Raw genomic sequence first — 16204 nt, 5'->3', positions numbered from 1 at the left:
GCGACGAGACGCGGGGTCTCGACGACACCCGGGCCGACGGCGCCTCGAGCATCGAGATGTCCGAGGCCGAGGGCGACGAGGGCCCCGAGGGTGACGAGTCCGCCGACGACGCCGACGACAACGACCCGCTCGAGGTCTTCCGCCGCGAGCTGTGGGCCAAGCCCGGTGACTGGTTCGTCGTGCACACCTACTCCGGTATGGAGAACCGGGTGAAGTCGAACCTCGAGAACCGCATCATCTCCCTCAACATGGAGGACTACATCCACGAGATCGTGGTCCCCACCGAGGAGGTCGCGGAGATCAAGAACGGCCAGCGCAAGATGGTCAAGCGCACCGTCCTCCCCGGCTACGTCCTGGTCCGCATGGACCTCACCGACGAGTCCTGGTCCGCGGTTCGGCACACCCCGTCCGTCACCGGCTTCGTCGGCCACAGTCACCAGCCGGTGCCGCTGTCGATGTCCGAGGTCGAGAGCATGCTCGCCCCCGCCGTCGTCGCCCGCGCCGAGGCCGAGGCCGCCGCGGCCGGGACCCCGAGCGCCTCGTCCGGTGCCGCGGCGAAGAAGCCGGTCGAGGTCGCCGACTTCGACGTGTCCGACTCCGTCATGGTGGTCGACGGCCCGTTCGCCACGCTGCACGCGACGATCACCGAGATCAACGCCGAGTCGCAGCGCGTCAAGGCCCTCGTCGAGATCTTCGGCCGCGAGACCCCGGTCGAGCTGTCGTTCTCGCAGATCCAGCGCGTGTGAAGTCGCCGGCGTAGCCGGCAACTTCGCAAGCCCGCGCTGGGATTGAGGAGCGCTCGGCTCGACCGCGCGAAGCGCGGGCGGGCGACGCGTCTCGAAATCCAGAGGATCCGGATTTCACAGAACTCGAGAACCGCCGCACAATAGTCAGGTTGCCCACGCTCAACCGGGCTCCAGCAGTAGGTGGCAGAGGCGTACGACGTACTCCTCGTCATGACCACGAGACAGAAAGAGAAGCACGATGCCTCCCAAGAAGAAGATCGCCGCGCTCGTCAAGGTGCAGCTCCAGGCCGGTGCCGCGACTCCTGCTCCGCCCGTCGGTACCGCTCTCGGTCCGCACGGCGTGAACATCATGGAGTTCTGCAAGGCCTACAACGCGCAGACCGAGTCCATGCGCGGCAACGTCGTCCCCGTCGAGATCACCATCTACGAGGACCGTTCGTTCACCTTCATCACCAAGACCCCGCCGGCCGCCGAGCTGATCAAGAAGGCCGCCGGTCTGAAGAAGGGCTCGGGCACCCCGCACACGGAGAAGGTCGGCAAGCTGACCAAGGACCAGGTGCGCGAGATCGCCCAGACCAAGCTGCCCGACCTGAACGCGAACGACATCGACGCAGCCATGAAGATCGTCGAGGGCACCGCCCGTTCGATGGGTGTCACGACCGACTGACCGTGGGAGGGCCGCGCTGGCCCGCTAACCACATATCTTTTTCGAAGAGAAACGAGAAGCACATGCAGCGCAGCAAGACCTACCGCGCGGCGGCGGACACGTTCGACAAGGACGAGCTCCACGCCCCGCTGGCCGCGATCAAGATCGCGAAGACCACCAGCAAGAAGAAGTTCGACGAGACCGTGGACGTCGTCATGCGTCTCGGCGTCGACCCGCGCAAGGCCGACCAGATGGTTCGCGGCACCGTGAACCTGCCGCACGGCACCGGCAAGACCGCTCGCGTCCTCGTGTTCGCGAACGCCGACAAGGCCGAGGCCGCCCGTGAGGCCGGCGCCGACGTTGTCGGTGGCGACGAGCTGGTCGAGAAGGTCGCCGGCGGGTGGCTCGACTTCGACGCCGTCGTCGCGACCCCCGACATGATGGGCAAGGTCGGCCGTCTGGGCCGCGTGCTCGGCCCGCGTGGCCTGATGCCGAACCCGAAGACCGGCACCGTGACGCCGGACGTGGCCAAGGCCGTGTCCGACATCAAGGGCGGCAAGATCGAGTTCCGCGTCGACCGCCACGCCAACCTGCACTTCATCATCGGCAAGGCCTCCTTCTCCGAGGGCCAGCTCGCGGAGAACTACGCCGCGGCGCTCGACGAGGTGCTGCGTCTGAAGCCGGCCAGCTCGAAGGGCCGCTACATCAAGAAGGTCACCGTCTCCACGACCATGGGCCCCGGCGTCCAGGTCGACCCCAACCGCACCAAGAACGTCGCGGTCGAGGACGAGGCCACCGCCTGACCCAGATCCACCGCGGAAGCCCGTCACCCACCTGGGTGGCGGGCTTCTGTGCATGTCGTGGGGCATCTGGGAGGCTGGCCGCGTGCCCGATCCCCTGCACTGCGTGATCCTCGACGACTACCAGGGCGTCGCCACGTCGTACGCCGACTGGACGACGCTCGACGGGGTCACCGTCTCCGCCGTCCGTGACCACGTCGGCGACGAGGACGTCCTGGCCGACCTCCTCGAGGGCGCCGAGGTGCTGGTGCTGATGCGGGAGCGGACGCCGCTGACCCGGACCCTGCTCGAGCTGCTGCCGTCGCTCCGGCTGGTGGTGACCACGGGGATGCGCAACGCCTCGATCGACCTCGACGCCTGCCGCGACCACGACGTGACCGTGTGCGGCACCGGCTCGCTCCCGACGCCGACGGTGGAGCTCACGTGGGCCCTGATCCTCGGCCTGTCGCGGCACCTGGTCGCCGAGTCCGAGCTGTTCGCAGACCCGGCCACACCCTGGCAGTCGACGGTCGGGACGGACCTCGCCGGGGCGACGCTCGGCCTCGTCGGGCTGGGCCGGATCGGGTCCCGGGTCGCGCGTGTCGCCCGTGCCTTCGACATGGACGTGCTCGCGTGGAGCCCCCACCTGACCGAGGAGCGGGCCGCTGCCGCGGATGCGCGCCCGGTCCCGAAGGCCGAGCTGTTCGCCCGCTCCGACGTGGTGTCGCTGCACCTGGTCCTCTCCGACTCCACCCGCGGGATCGTCGGCGCTCCCGAGCTCGCGGCGATGCGCTCCACGGCGTACCTCGTCAACACCGCGCGGGCGGGCCTCGTCGACGGCGACGCCCTGGTCGCCGCCCTGCGGTCGGACGCGATCGCGGGCGCCGGCCTCGACGTGTACGACGTGGAGCCGCTGCCCGGCGAGCACCCGCTGCTCGAGCTCGCCAACGTCCTCGCCGTGCCGCACCTGGGCTACGTCACCGAGGGCAACTACCGGACCTTCTTCACCGAGGCGGTCGAGGACGTCGCCGCCTGGATCGCGGGGAGCCCGGTCCGGGTCCTCACCGATTTGTCCTGACCCGCGGGCGCGCCGTACTGTTCCTCCTGAAACCAAAGACCGCCGGTTGTCGTCCTGTGCACTACAGGGTGACCGAAGGGTTCGCGAAGCGGACGGCCTGCGCAGGGGACAGAGCAAGAACAGCGGGACAACCGCGAATTCCACGCCCTGAGCCTTGCGCTCGGGGCGTTCGTCTTTCCGGGACCGGGACGCCGGGGTCTACCACCGGAAGGAGACCCATGGCGCGGGCAGACAAGCAGGCAGCCGTCGCGGAGATCGTTGACTCGTTCAACGACTCCGCCGGTGCTGTGCTGACCGAGTACCGCGGTCTCACCGTGAAGCAGCTGCAGGACCTGCGGCGCTCCCTCGGCGAGAACGCCAGCTACGCCGTGGTCAAGAACACGCTCGCCAAGATCGCGGCCTCCGAGGCCGGCATCTCTGGCGTGGACGACCTCCTGAACGGCCCGACCGCCATCGCCTTCATCAACGGCGACGTGGTCGAGGCCGCCAAGGGTCTGCGTGACTTTGCCAAGGCCAACCCCACCCTTGTCATCAAGGGTGGCGTCCTGGACGGCAAGCCCCTCGACGCCTCCGAGATCGCCAAGCTGGCGGACCTCGAGTCGCGTGAGGTGCTGATGGGCAAGCTGGCCGGCGCGATGCTCGCGTCGCTCAGCCAGGCCGTCTACCTGCTCAACGCTCCTCTCGCCCAGGCCGCCCGTCTCGCGGGTGCGCTCCAGGCGAAGGCCGAGCAGGACCCCTCGATCCTCGCAGGTGGTGCTGGCACGCCAGCCGCCGCCGAGGAGGCCCCGGCCGAGGAGACCGCCCCCGAGGCGGCCGCCGAGACCGAGACCCCCGCTGACGAGGCCCCTGCTGCGGAGGCCGACGCCCCCGCCGCCGAGGCCTCCGACGAGGGCGAAGCCACCGAGTCCTGATCCTCCGGATCAGCTCGGTACACACCACCTGAAACCCGGTCCGGACGGCCACCTCGCCGCCCGGGCCACCGAATGGAAGGAAACGCCACCATGGCGAAGCTCACCACCGACGAGCTGCTCGACGCGTTCAAGGAAATGACCCTCATCGAGCTCAGCGAGTTCGTGAAGCAGTTCGAGGAGACCTTCGGCGTCACCGCTGCTGCCCCCGTCGCCGTTGCTGCCGCTCCGGCCGCCGGCGGTGCCGCTGGCGGCGCCGCTGACGCTGCCGCCGACCAGGACGAGTTCGACGTCATCCTGGAGTCGGCCGGCGACAAGAAGATCAACGTCATCAAGGAGGTGCGCGGCCTCACCTCGCTCGGTCTGAAGGAGGCCAAGGACCTCGTTGAGGCCGCTCCCAAGGCGATCCTCGAGAAGGTCGACAAGGCTGCCGCCGACAAGGCGAAGGAGGCCCTCGAGGCCGCCGGCGCCACCGTCACCGTCAAGTGACGTTGTTGTCCTAGCTGCACCCAACGAGGGGCGGTCACCGGAAGGTGGCCGCCCCTCGTGCCATTTCCAGGGCGGTGGCCGCGAAAACGGTCCAGACCTTCCCGTCCGGGAGGTGTAGCCGCCGTCACAGCGGGAAGGAAACTCGCGCGTAACTTCGCCGGTGGCTACCCGTTGGTACGGGTCAGGGGAGATGGGGACCGGTCCGAACGCGCCGTGGCGCGTGCAGTGACAGAGGAGGGACAGGACGCTCATGGGTGTAGAGATCAAGGTCGACAACCTCAGCAAGTCGTTCGGCAAGCAGCTGATCTGGGGCAATGTCACGCTGACGATCCCCGCGGGCGAGGTGTCCGTGATGCTCGGTCCGTCCGGCACCGGCAAGTCCGTCTTCCTCAAGGCGCTGATCGGACTGCTCAAGCCCGACGAGGGCTCGATCCTCATCGAGGGCACCGACATCGCGAGCTGCTCCGAGAAGGACCTGTACGAGATCCGCAAGCTCTTCGGCGTGCTGTTCCAGGACGGCGCGATGTTCGGCTCGATGAACCTCTTCGACAACGTCGCCTTCCCGCTCCGCGAGCACACCAAGAAGTCCGAGTCCGAGATCCGTGACGTCGTCATGGAGAAGATGGACCTGGTCGGCCTGGTGGGCGCCGAGGACAAGCTCCCCGGTGAGATCTCCGGCGGCATGCGCAAGCGTGCCGGCCTCGCCCGGGCCTTGGTCCTGGACCCCGAGATCCTGCTGATCGACGAGCCCGACTCCGGCCTCGACCCGGTGCGCACGTCGTTCATCAACCAGCTCTTCATCGACCTGAACGCGCAGATCGACGCGACGTTCCTGATCGTCACCCACGACATCAACACGGCCCGCACGGTCCCCGACAACATCGGGCTGCTCTACCACCGGCACCTGGCGATGTTCGGTCCGCGCGAGATGCTGCTCTCGTCCGAGGAGCCGGTCGTGCGCCAGTTCCTCAACGCGCAGACCGTCGGCCCGATCGGCATGTCCGAGGAGAAGGACGCCGACGAGCTCGAGGCCGAGAAGGACCTCGACATGCCGCCGCTGCCGCCGATCCCGCTCCAGCTCGAACCCTCCAACGGCATCCCGCGGCGCAGCCAGCGCGAGCCCGGCGCATGGTGTCGCGACAACGGCGTCACGCCGCCTCCTGGCTCGTTCCAGGAGAACATGTCCATGGTCACCGGTGGCTGACGGAAGCGTGTCCTGATGTCCTCGTCCACCGCCCAGCGTGCCCTGGCGCCGATCGGGACCGCCGGCAACCTCTTCGCCTTCGGTCTCGACGTCGCGCGGGGGCTCTTCCGGCGCCCGTTCCAGACGCGCGAGTTCATCCAGCAGGCCTGGTTCATCGCCTCGGTCACGATCATCCCCACCGCGCTGGTCGCCATCCCGTTCGGCGCGGTGATCGCGCTCCAGGTCGGCGGACTCATCAAGCAGTTCGGTGCGCAGTCCTTCACCGGCTCGGCGGCCGTGCTCGCCGTGGTCCGCGAGGCGGGTCCGATCGCCACGTCGCTGCTGATCGCGGGCGCAGCGGGGTCGGCCATCGCGGCCGACCTCGGCGCGCGCAAGATCCGCGAGGAGCTCGACGCGATGATGGTGCTCGGGATCGACCCGATCCAGCGCCTGGTCGTGCCCCGCGTGCTCGCCTGCATGCTGGTCGCGTTCTTCCTCAACGGCCTGGTCAGCGTCGTCGGCGTCTCCGGTGGCTACGTCTTCAACGTGGTGCTCCAGGACGGCACGCCCGGCTCCTACATCGCGAGCTTCACCGCGCTCGCGCAGCTGCCCGACCTGTGGCAGGGCATGCTCAAGGCGCTGGTCTTCGGCCTGATCGCCGCGATCGTCGCCTGCTACAAGGGCATGAACGCGAAGGGCGGCCCGAAGGGCGTCGGCGACGCCGTCAACGAGTCCGTCGTCGTCACCTTCATGCTCCTCTTCATCGTCAACTTCGTGATGAGCGCGATCTACTTCCAGCTCGTCCCACCGAAGACCGGCTGACGGCGATGGCGAACATCAAGGCGGTCTACGACCGACCGGCCAAGTTCCTCGACAACCTCGGGGCGGAGCTCCTGTTCTTCGTCCGGGCGCTGGCCTGGACCCCGCGCACGCTGCGGCGCTACAAGAAGGAGATCCTGCGCATCCTGGCCGAGGTCACCCTCGGCTCGGGCGCGCTGGCCGTGATCGGCGGCACCGTCGGCGTCATCACCGCGATGTGCTTCTTCACCGGCACCGAGGTGGGGCTGCAGGGGTACGCCGCGCTCAACCAGCTCGGCACGTCGGCGTTCTCCGGCTTCGTGTCGGCCTACTTCAACACCCGCGAGATCGCTCCCCTGGTCGCCGGCATCGCGCTGGCCGCCACCGTCGGCTGCGGCTTCACCGCCCAGCTCGGCGCGATGCGGATCTCCGAGGAGATCGACGCGCTCGAGGTGATGGCGATCCCGTCGCTGCCGTTCCTGGTGACCACCCGGATCATCGGCGGGCTGATCGCGATCGTCCCGCTCTACGTGGTCGGCCTGCTGTCGTCGTACTTCGCGACCCGGCTGACCGTCACCCAGTTCTTCGGGCAGAGCACCGGCACCTACGACCACTACTTCAACCAGTTCCTGCCGCCCGGCGACGTGCTGTGGTCCTTCGGCAAGGTCCTGGTCTTCGCCGTCACCGTCATCCTGATCCACTGCTACTACGGCTACAACGCCTCCGGCGGCCCCGCGGGCGTGGGCGTCGCGGTGGGTCGCGCCGTCCGCACGAGCATCGTGGCGATCAACGTCATCGACCTCTTCCTGTCGATGGCGATCTGGGGCGCGTCCACCACCGTCCGGATCGGTGGGTGACGCGGATGGCTCGCAGCACGCTCGGCAGCTCGGCTGCTCCCAAGGTGATGGGCATCGTCTTCCTGGCGATGGTCGTCGGGGGCGTCTACCTCACCTTCGCGATCTTCACGAAGAAGTTCACCGACTACGACGAGGTGACGCTGCAGACCTCGACGATCGGCCTGCAGCTGCCCGACCGCGCGGACGTGAAGATCCGCGGCGTCATCGTCGGCGAGGTCCTCGGCTTCGAGGCCAACGGCGCCGGCGACGGTGCCAACGTCACGCTCGGGATCTTCCCCAGCGAGCTCGACACGATCCCCGCAGACGTGACCGGGTCGATCGTGCCGAAGACGCTGTTCGGCGAGAAGTACGTCTCGCTGGTGGTGCCCGACAAGCCGGACTCCGACCACATCGAGGCCGGCGCCACCATCAAGCGGACGGTGGTCTCCACCGAGGTCGAGCAGGTGCTCTCCGACCTCTACCCGCTGCTGCGCACCGTCCAGCCCGCTGCGCTCAACCAGACCCTCAACGCGCTCTCGACCGCGCTCGACGGCCGCGGTGACCAGCTCGGCCAGAACATCGAGACGCTCGACGGCTACCTGAAGAAGATCAACCCCCAGATCCCGGCACTGATCGAGGACCTCCGGCTCACCTCCCAGGTGTCCGACAACTACGCCGAGGTGATGCCGCAGATCGCGCAGATCCTCGACGACACCGTGCTGACCACCGGCACCCTCGAGGGCCGCGAGCAGAAGCTGCACGCGCTCTTCCAGGACGTGTCCGCGTTCTCCGACACCGCCACCGACTTCCTCGACGAGAACGGCGACAACCTGATCCGGCTCAGCGAGGTCGGCCAGGAGCAGCTGCGCGTCTTCGCGAAGTACGCGCCCGAGTACAACTGCCTCACGCGCGGCATCGTGAACGCCGGCAAGCTCCAGGCCGAGGCGTTCCGCGGCTTCACCCTGCACATCGTCCTCGAGACGCTGCCGCACCAGCCCCGGCCCTACGACGCCAACGACACCCCGCACTTCGGGGAGGACCGTGGGCCGAGCTGCCTGCACCTGCCGAACCCGCCGTGGAACCAGTCCAACCCGGTGCGGCACCAGCCGAACTTCGACGACGGCGTCGACGAGCCGACCGGCAAGGGCACCAGCCGGGTGGCCCCCAACGCCAACTTCCGGACCAGCGTGCCCGGGAGCCCGGAGGAGACCGCCCTGCTGCGCTCGCTGCTCGCCCCGGCGCTCGGCGTCACCTCCGCCGACGTGCCCGACCTCGGCGTGCTGCTGGTCGGTCCGATGGCCCGGGGAGCCGAGGTGTCGCTGCGATGAAGCTCCTCGACCGCCGTACCACCTCCGACCTGGTGAAGCTGATCATCTTCATCGTCGTGACGACCCTCGCGACCTCGGTCCTCGTGGTGCTCATCGGCAACATCTCGTTCTCGCCGAAGCACGACTACCGCGCCGTCTTCGTCGACGCCACCGGTGTCGTCAAGGGCGACGACATCCGGATCGCCGGCGTCAAGGTCGGGACGGTCAAGAGCGTCGACGTCGTCGATCGCACCCGGGCGCGGGTCACCTTCAGCGTCGAGGACGACCAGACGCTCAGCAAGGCGACCCACGCGTCGATCCGCTACCGCAACCTGGTCGGCCAGCGCTACATCTCCCTGTCCGACGAGATCGGGGACACCGGCGAGCTGAAGCCCGGCGACACCATCCCGGTCGCGCAGACGTCGCCCGCACTCGACCTGACGGTCCTCTTCAACGGCTTCAAGCCGCTCTTCCAGGCGCTGTCGCCGGCCGACATCAACCAGCTCTCCTACGAGATCATCCAGGTCTTCCAGGGCGAGGGCGGCACCCTCGAGGGGCTGCTCTCCCACACCGCCTCGGTGACCTCGACGCTCGCCGGGCGCGACCAGGTGATCGGCGAGCTGATCGACAACCTCAACTCGGTGCTCGACCACATCGGCAACCGCGACGACCAGCTCAGCCAGCTGATCACGACCTTCCGCACGTTCGTGGGCGGGCTCAAGGACGACCGGAAGGCGATCCTCGGCTCGCTCGACGACATCTCCGAGCTGTCCGTCCAGACCGCGGGCCTCGTGTCCGGCATCCGCGAGCCGTTCGTCAGCGACATCAAGCAGCTGCGCCGGCTCTCCGGCAACCTCGACAACGGGAAGGCCGAGCTCGACCGGGCCCTCCAGGTGCTGCCGATCAAGCTCAACAAGGTCGGCCGCACCGCGACGTACGGCTCCTGGTTCAACTTCTACCTCTGCCACTTCCAGGGTCGCGTGCGACTGCCGGGCGGTCAGTCCGTGCCGGTCGACTACAGCACCGGCAGCGACAGGTGTGATCTCGGATGAACCACCCCTCGAAGTTCTTCTCCTCCGCTTCGCTCCCCCGAACAACTTCGAGGGGACCCCGATGAAGCCCTTCCGTGAGCGCAACCCCGTGATCATCGGGGCGGTGAGCCTGGCGGTCGTCGCCCTGCTGGTGATGGCGGCCTTCCGGGCCCAGGACCTGCCGGTCATCGGTGGCGGGGACACCTACTACGCGGCGTTCAAGGAGTCCGGCGGCCTGAAGGCCAACGACGAGGTCCGGATCGCCGGCGTCCGCGTCGGCAAGGTGGAGTCGGTCGCGCTCGACGGCGACCACGTCAAGGTCACCTTCCGGGTCGACACCGACTCCGGGTTCGGCAAGGACACCAACGCCGCGATCAAGGTGAAGACGCTGCTGGGCGCGATGTACCTCGCGCTCGAGCCGGCCGGCCCCGGTCAGCTCGCGAAGGGAGACGAGATCCCGGTCGAGCGCACCACCTCGCCGTACGACGTGGTGGACGCGTTCTCCGGCCTGGCGCAGACGTCCGAGAAGATCGACACCGACCAGCTCGCGAAGTCGCTCGGCACCCTCGCCGACCTGACCCGCAACACCCCGGAGGAGTTCCGTGCCGCCCTCTCCGGCGTCTCGCAGCTCTCCTCGAACATCGCGGCCCGCGACGACCAGATCAACACCCTGCTCACCAACCTCGACCGGGTCTCGACCGTGCTCGACGACCGTGACCAGGACATCGTCGGGCTGATGAAGGACTCCGACGTCCTCTTCCGCGCCCTGGTGGCCCGTCGCGAGGCGGTCCACAACCTGCTCGTGTCGACGAGCGGGCTCTCCGAGGAGCTGACCACGCTGATCCGGCAGAGCCGTGCCGACCTCAAGCCGGCGCTCGACCACCTCGACCACGTGCTGGTGGTGCTGAACAAGAACGAGGACAACCTCGACAACAGCCTGCGGCTGATGGCGCCGTTCTACCGCGTCTTCGCGAGCACACTCGGTGGCGGTCCCTGGTTCGACACCTACATCCAGAACATGCCGCCCGTCCCGAAGGTGGGTGGCTGAGATGGCGACGTTGAAGCGGGTCGCCGTCCCCGCCGTCCTCGTGCTCCTGCTGGTCGCGGCCGCGTTCACGATGTTCCGCGGCGACGACTCCAAGACGCTGACCGCCCACTTCCCGCGGACGATCTCGATCTACGAGGGCAGCGACGTCCGGGTCCTCGGCGTCCCGGTCGGGACCGTCGACAAGGTCACCCCGTCCGGCACCGACGTCGTCGTGACGATGCACTACGACGCGGACGTCCAGGTCCCCGACGACGCCAAGGCCGTGATCATCGCCCCGTCGGTCGTCGGCGACCGCTACGTCCAGCTCACCCCCGTGTACGACGGCGGGAAGGTGCTCGCCGACGGCGCGACGCTCTCCGTGGACCGGACCGCGGTCCCGCTCGAGCTCGACCAGATCTACAGCAGCATCGATGACCTGACCGTCGCGCTCGGCCCGACCGGCGCCAACAAGGAGGGCGCGCTCACCGACCTCCTGGAGAGCACGGCGGCCAACTTCGGCGGCCAGGGCGCGAAGTTCAACACCACCATCAAGAACTTCAGCAAGCTCAGCGCCACCCTCGACGACAACAAGGACGAGCTCTTCGGATCCGCACGGAAGCTCGAAGGCTTCATCGGCACCCTGGCGACCAACGACAAGACGGTCCGCAAGTTCAACGACTCGCTGTCCGACGTGTCGACGATGCTCTCCGGTGAGCGCGACGAGCTGTCCACCGCTCTGCGCAACCTCGCGACCGCCCTCGGCGAGGTCTCGAGCTTCGTCAAGGAGAACCGCGACGCGCTGGGTCGCAACATCTCCGGGCTCAACCGGGTCTCGAAGGTCCTGGTCAAGCGCCGCTCCGAGCTCGACCAGATCCTCGACTCGGCGCCGCTCGCGCTCAACAACCTGGCCCTGACCTACAACCCGGAGGCCGGCACGCTCGACACCAACGCCAACCTCGGCGAGGTCGTCAACCAGGTCACCGGTGACCCGTCGTCGTTCCTCTGCGGTGTCGTCGGCCAGGCCGACAGCTCCGGCGCGCTGTGCAACCTCGTCAAGCAGGCGCTCGGTCGCTCGGCTCCCAACGGCAGGACGTCGGGTGACAAGTTCGACCCGACGCTCGGTGGACTCGTGGAGGCGGACCGATGACCCGTCCCCGTACGTTCCTGCGCGCCCTGGTCGCCGCCCTGGCCGGTGTGCTGCTGCTGACCGGCTGCGACCTCGACGTCTACAAGCTCCCGCTCCCCGGCGGCACCGACGTCGGTGACGACGCCATCACGGTCTCGGCGGACTTCCGCGACGTGCTCGACCTGGTGCCGAAGACGACCGTCAAGGTCAACGACGTCAGCGTCGGGCAGGTGACCGACATCGAGCTCCGCGACGGGCACGCCGTGGTCACCATGGACCTGCGCAAGGACGTCGAGCTGCCGGCGAACGCGATCGCCGAGATCCGGCAGACCAGCCTGCTCGGCGAGAAGTTCGTGTCGCTGAGCCCGCCGACCGACGTCGCACCCCAGGGCGAGCTGGTCGACGGCGCCGAGCTCTCCCTCGACCAGACCGGGCGCAACCCCGAGGTCGAGGAGGTGCTGGGTGCGCTGAGCCTGGTGCTCAACGGCGGCGGTGTCGCCCAGCTGAAGACGATCGCGACCGAGGTCAACAAGGCGCTCGACGGACGCGAGGGCGCGACCCGCTCGGTCCTCGACCAGATCCGTGCCTTCATGACGCAGCTCGACGACAACAAGGACGACATCGTCACGGCGATCGAGTCGGTCAACCACCTGGCGAAGTCCGTCCGCGACCAGCAGGGCTCGATCGACGCGGCCCTCGAGGAGCTGCCGAGCGCGCTGACCTCCCTCGACAAGCAGCGCGGCGACCTCGTGAAGATGCTGCGCTCGCTCGACCAGCTCAGCGCCGTCGGCGTCCGGGTCATCGACGCCTCCAAGGCCGGCACCATCGAGTCCCTGCGCCAGCTGAACCCGGTGCTGACGGAGCTGGCCAACTCCGGCGACGCGTTCGTGAAGTCGTTCAACGTCTTCCTGACCTACCCGTTCGTCGACGAGGTCGTCGGCCGCGACCCGCAGGTCGCCCGCAACCTGCACATGGGCGACTACACCAACCTGTCGATCCAGCTCGACATCGACCTGTCGGGCGGCATCACCGGCGTCCCGACCAAGCTGCCGACACTGCTGCCGGGCGACCTGGAGCCGACCAAGATCGTCGACCTGCTGACCCGCTGCCTGTCCAGCGGCGACCTCAGCAGCCGCGCCTGCCAGCGCCTGATGAGCAACCTCCAGGGCCTGACCCAGCTGCGTGAGGCCTGCCTCAAGCCGGCCAACCGCGACTCCGCGGTCTGCCAGGCGCTGGCCCAGGTCCCGGGCCTGCCCGCGGTCCCCGGCCTCCCGCTGTCCCAGCCCTCGGGGGCGCCGTCGGTCCCGATCCTCGGCGACCTGCTCGGCCTCGGCCGGGCGGCCGCCGGACCGACCCGGTCGGCGCACGGCCCGACGATGGGCCAGCTCAGCCGGGCGTTCGACCCCGCCCTCGTCCGCCTGCTCGTCCCGGGGATGGTGAGCACCCGATGATCACGCGTCGTACCCGACTCCAGCTGCTCGTCTTCGTGGCGATCACCCTGCTCGGGGTGAGCTACGTCGGAGCCCGCTACGCCCGCCTCGACCGGGTGTTCTTCGACGACCACTACACGGTCGTCGCCCACCTCGAGCGCTCCGGCGGCATCTACGAGGGCGGCGAGGTGTCCTACCGCGGCGTCCAGGTCGGCAGCGTCGGCAAGCTCGTGCTGACCGACGACGGCGTCGACGCCTACCTCGACATCGACAACTCCGACGACGACATCCCCGCCGACACCCTCGCGGTCGTCGGCAACCGGTCGGCCGTGGGGGAGCAGTACGTCGAGCTCCAGCCCCGGACCGACAAGGCGCCGTACCTCGGGGAGAACTCGGAGATCGCGATGGCGGACACCCGCACGCCGATCGCTACCGAGAAGTTCCTCGGCGACATCTCCGACACCGTCGAGTCGGTCGACAAGGACGCGCTGGCGACCACGGTCGACGAGCTGGGTCAGGCGTTCGCCGGCACCGGCACCGACCTGCAGCGCATCATCGACACCGGCAACTCGTTCATCAACGAGGCCGATGCCAACTTCGAGACCACCACGGCGCTGATCCGCGACAGCAACACGGTGCTGCAGACGCAGTCCGACAAGGCCAGCGCGATCCGCACCTTCGCCCAGCAGCTCAGCCTGTTCACCGGCTCGCTGGCCGGCTCCGACAAGGACCTGCGCGAGGTGATCGACCAGGGCTCGGCGACGGCGACCCAGCTGCGCACGTTCCTCGAGGACAACCGCGTCGACCTGGCCGAGCTGCTCAACAACCTGGTGACCACCGGCGACGTGATCGTCAAGCACCTGCCCGGCATCGAGCAGATCCTGGTGGTCTACCCCTACGTCGTGGAAGGCGGCTTCACGGTCGTCTCCAAGTCCCCCGACACCGGCCTCTACGACGCGCACTTCGGCCTCATCCTGACCAACAACCCGGTCTGCCACCGCGGCTACGAGAGCACCGACACACGCCCGCCGCAGGACGGCAGCAACCGGCCGATGAACACCAAGGCCGGCTGCACCGAGCCCGCGTCGCAGAGCAACCCCCGCGGTGTGCAGAACCTGAAGCGCGCCGGTGCGGCCTACCGCCCGCCGCCGGTCGCCTCCTACGACCCCGACAGCGGCCGGCTCCGCTGGGGCGGCCAGGTCAGCGCCGCCAGCTCGCAGCCCGGCACGCTCGCCCCGAAGAGCTTCGGAGAGGACACGTGGAAATGGCTATATCTCCAGCCGTTGACCGAGAGCCAGAAGTGACCAGCGCCGCCGCGCCGGTCCCCGAGGAGCCGCGGGGCGCGCCCAACGGGCGCTTCCGCATCGTGCTGCTCGGCGTCCTCGTGGTCGCGCTGCTCGCCTCCGCGGGCGCACTGGTCTGGCTGCTCGCGCAGCGCCAGGGCGACGCCGGGGGAGCGCAGTCCGAGCGCGACGCGGTGCTCCGGCAGACCGAGCAGTTCGTGCTCCGCCTCAACACCTACGGCCCCGACGGTCTCGACGCGCAGAAGCACCTGCCCGACTACCAGAAGCAGGTCACGGCGGTCATCACGCCGAAGTTCGCCGCCGACTTCGAGAAGTCCGGCCTCCCGATCGCGGAGCAGACGGTCGCCCAGGCGGGCTACGCCCGCTCGGTGAAGGTCTACGGCGTGGGCGTCGAGTCGATCGATGCCGACTCGGCGACGGCGATCGTCGCCGCCGGGTTCACCGGCAGCTACCCCGACCCCCAGCACCCGAAGGACGCCTCGAAGCGCGTCGACTCCGACGCCGACGTGCTCCGGTGGCAGGTCGACCTGGTGCTGTCCGACGGCACCTGGCTGGTCGACGACTACGCCCCGGTCAAGACGGAGGACGGCCAGTGAACACCCCGAGCTGGTACGACCTCCTCGGCGTCGCCCCCGACGCCCCGGCCGACGAGGTCCGCGCCGCCTGGCGCGCGGCGATCGCCGACCTGGACCCGACCGACCGCCGCTTCGGACCGCTCAACCGGGCCGCCGAGGTGCTCCTCGACCCCGAGCGTCGCGCGGCGTACGACGCCGAGCTGGCCACCGCCGAGCCGGAGCCCGAGCCCGAGGCGGTGGCGACGCCCGAGCGGGAGCCCGAGCTGGTGGCTGCCACCCCGGGTGCCCTCGACGCCCCGGCCCGCGAGCGCCGTGTCGTCCCCGGGTGGCTGCTCGTCGGCGTCGCGGTCCTGACGCTGCTGGTCGCCGGCAGCGCCGCCGTGGTCGCGGCGACCGTCCCCTCCGACCGGTCCGTCGACCAGGCCTCCACCGCGGCCCGGTCGGCCGCGGAGCGGGCCATCGTGCCGGTCCTGTCCTACGACGCCGCGCACCTCGACGACTCGAAGGCCGCTGCCGAGGGCTACCTCACCGGCAGCTACCGCAAGAAGTACGACGAGCTCTTCGACGGCATCATCGCCGCGAACGCCCCGTCGACGGGCACCGTGGTCACCGCGCGCCTGGTCAGCTCCGGGGTGGTCCGCGCCGACGACGACCGGGTGCAGGTCTTCCTCCTCGTCGACCAGACGCGCACCAACAAGGCCGAGAAGCAGCCGGTCGTCTACAAGAACTGGGTCACCGTGACCATGGAGAACGTCGACGGCGACTGGCTGGTCTCCGGGCTCGACACCTGAGCGTCGGGGCGACGGTGCTTGACCTGACCGCCGCGGGAGTTCATGATCGACGCCAACGCCGCTCCGGTGATCTGAGACCGGGGTTTGTGGCGGCTGCGCGCGTGCGGTAGCCTGTTCCTTTGCGTCCGCTCTCAAATGCGCTCCAGCCTG

General features: G+C 69.0%; 17 protein-coding genes. All 17 read left to right on the top strand.

All coding sequences use genetic code 11. From position 1 onward, the window contains the following. The first annotated feature begins 56 nt into the window (after positions 1-56). A complete protein-coding gene (nusG, locus tag ASC77_RS19015; protein WP_414813200.1) occupies positions 57-746 on the top strand; it encodes a transcription termination/antitermination protein NusG in 690 nt (229 codons plus the stop codon). 238 nt (positions 747-984) lie between these two features. Next, entirely contained in the window at positions 985-1413 is a 429-nt protein-coding gene (rplK, locus tag ASC77_RS19010; RefSeq protein ID WP_056156689.1) for a 50S ribosomal protein L11, read from the top strand. Positions 1414-1475: 62 nt separating this feature from the next. Beyond that, complete coding sequence (gene rplA, locus ASC77_RS19005; protein ID WP_056156687.1) at positions 1476-2195, top strand: 50S ribosomal protein L1; 720 nt, start codon at positions 1476-1478, stop codon at positions 2193-2195. A gap of 82 nt (positions 2196-2277) precedes the next feature. Next, complete coding sequence (locus ASC77_RS19000; protein WP_235547809.1) at positions 2278-3249, top strand: D-2-hydroxyacid dehydrogenase family protein; 972 nt, start codon at positions 2278-2280, stop codon at positions 3247-3249. A gap of 218 nt (positions 3250-3467) precedes the next feature. After that, entirely contained in the window at positions 3468-4160 is a 693-nt protein-coding gene (rplJ, locus tag ASC77_RS18995) for a 50S ribosomal protein L10 (protein WP_056156684.1), read from the top strand. 90 nt (positions 4161-4250) lie between these two features. Further along, positions 4251-4646 carry a 50S ribosomal protein L7/L12 gene (gene rplL / locus ASC77_RS18990; protein WP_056156682.1) on the top strand — a complete coding sequence of 132 codons (396 nt, stop codon included), beginning with the start codon at positions 4251-4253 and terminating at the stop codon, positions 4644-4646. Positions 4647-4896: 250 nt separating this feature from the next. Beyond that, positions 4897-5850 carry an ABC transporter ATP-binding protein gene (locus ASC77_RS18985; RefSeq protein WP_056156680.1) on the top strand — a complete coding sequence of 318 codons (954 nt, stop codon included), beginning with the start codon at positions 4897-4899 and terminating at the stop codon, positions 5848-5850. Between the two features lie 15 nt (positions 5851-5865). Continuing rightward, positions 5866-6651, top strand: a complete 786-nt coding sequence (locus ASC77_RS18980; RefSeq protein ID WP_056156678.1) for an MlaE family ABC transporter permease — start codon at positions 5866-5868, stop codon at positions 6649-6651. Between the two features lie 5 nt (positions 6652-6656). Continuing rightward, positions 6657-7484, top strand: coding sequence for an MlaE family ABC transporter permease (locus ASC77_RS18975; protein WP_056156675.1), 828 nt, complete (start codon positions 6657-6659; stop codon positions 7482-7484). A gap of 5 nt (positions 7485-7489) precedes the next feature. Beyond that, the gene (locus tag ASC77_RS18970) at positions 7490-8791 is read left to right on the top strand and encodes an MCE family protein (RefSeq protein WP_056157203.1); all 1302 of its coding nucleotides are present in this window, start codon (positions 7490-7492) and stop codon (positions 8789-8791) included. Continuing rightward, the gene (locus tag ASC77_RS18965; RefSeq protein WP_056156673.1) at positions 8788-9822 is read left to right on the top strand and encodes an MCE family protein; all 1035 of its coding nucleotides are present in this window, start codon (positions 8788-8790) and stop codon (positions 9820-9822) included. The genes ASC77_RS18970 and ASC77_RS18965 overlap by 4 nt, the downstream gene beginning before the upstream one ends. 61 nt (positions 9823-9883) lie before the next feature. Beyond that, positions 9884-10849, top strand: a complete 966-nt coding sequence (locus ASC77_RS18960; protein WP_056156671.1) for an MCE family protein — start codon at positions 9884-9886, stop codon at positions 10847-10849. Between the two features lies 1 nt (position 10850). Then, positions 10851-11975, top strand: coding sequence for an MCE family protein (locus ASC77_RS18955; protein WP_056156669.1), 1125 nt, complete (start codon positions 10851-10853; stop codon positions 11973-11975). Further along, a complete protein-coding gene (locus ASC77_RS18950) occupies positions 11972-13405 on the top strand; it encodes an MCE family protein (RefSeq protein ID WP_056156668.1) in 1434 nt (477 codons plus the stop codon). The genes ASC77_RS18955 and ASC77_RS18950 overlap by 4 nt, the downstream gene beginning before the upstream one ends. Beyond that, complete coding sequence (locus ASC77_RS18945; RefSeq protein ID WP_056156665.1) at positions 13402-14688, top strand: MCE family protein; 1287 nt, start codon at positions 13402-13404, stop codon at positions 14686-14688. The genes ASC77_RS18950 and ASC77_RS18945 overlap by 4 nt, the downstream gene beginning before the upstream one ends. Next, the gene (locus tag ASC77_RS18940) at positions 14685-15284 is read left to right on the top strand and encodes a hypothetical protein (RefSeq protein WP_056156664.1); all 600 of its coding nucleotides are present in this window, start codon (positions 14685-14687) and stop codon (positions 15282-15284) included. The genes ASC77_RS18945 and ASC77_RS18940 overlap by 4 nt, the downstream gene beginning before the upstream one ends. Further along, a complete protein-coding gene (locus tag ASC77_RS18935) occupies positions 15281-16054 on the top strand; it encodes a J domain-containing protein (RefSeq protein ID WP_056156662.1) in 774 nt (257 codons plus the stop codon). The genes ASC77_RS18940 and ASC77_RS18935 overlap by 4 nt, the downstream gene beginning before the upstream one ends. Positions 16055-16204 lie beyond the last annotated feature (150 nt).

This window comes from Nocardioides sp. Root1257 (assembly GCF_001425175.1).
GTDB lineage: Bacteria > Actinomycetota > Actinomycetes > Propionibacteriales > Nocardioidaceae > Nocardioides.
Note: the sequence above shows the minus strand (reverse complement) of the source record. Positions and strands in the feature narration are given on the sequence as shown.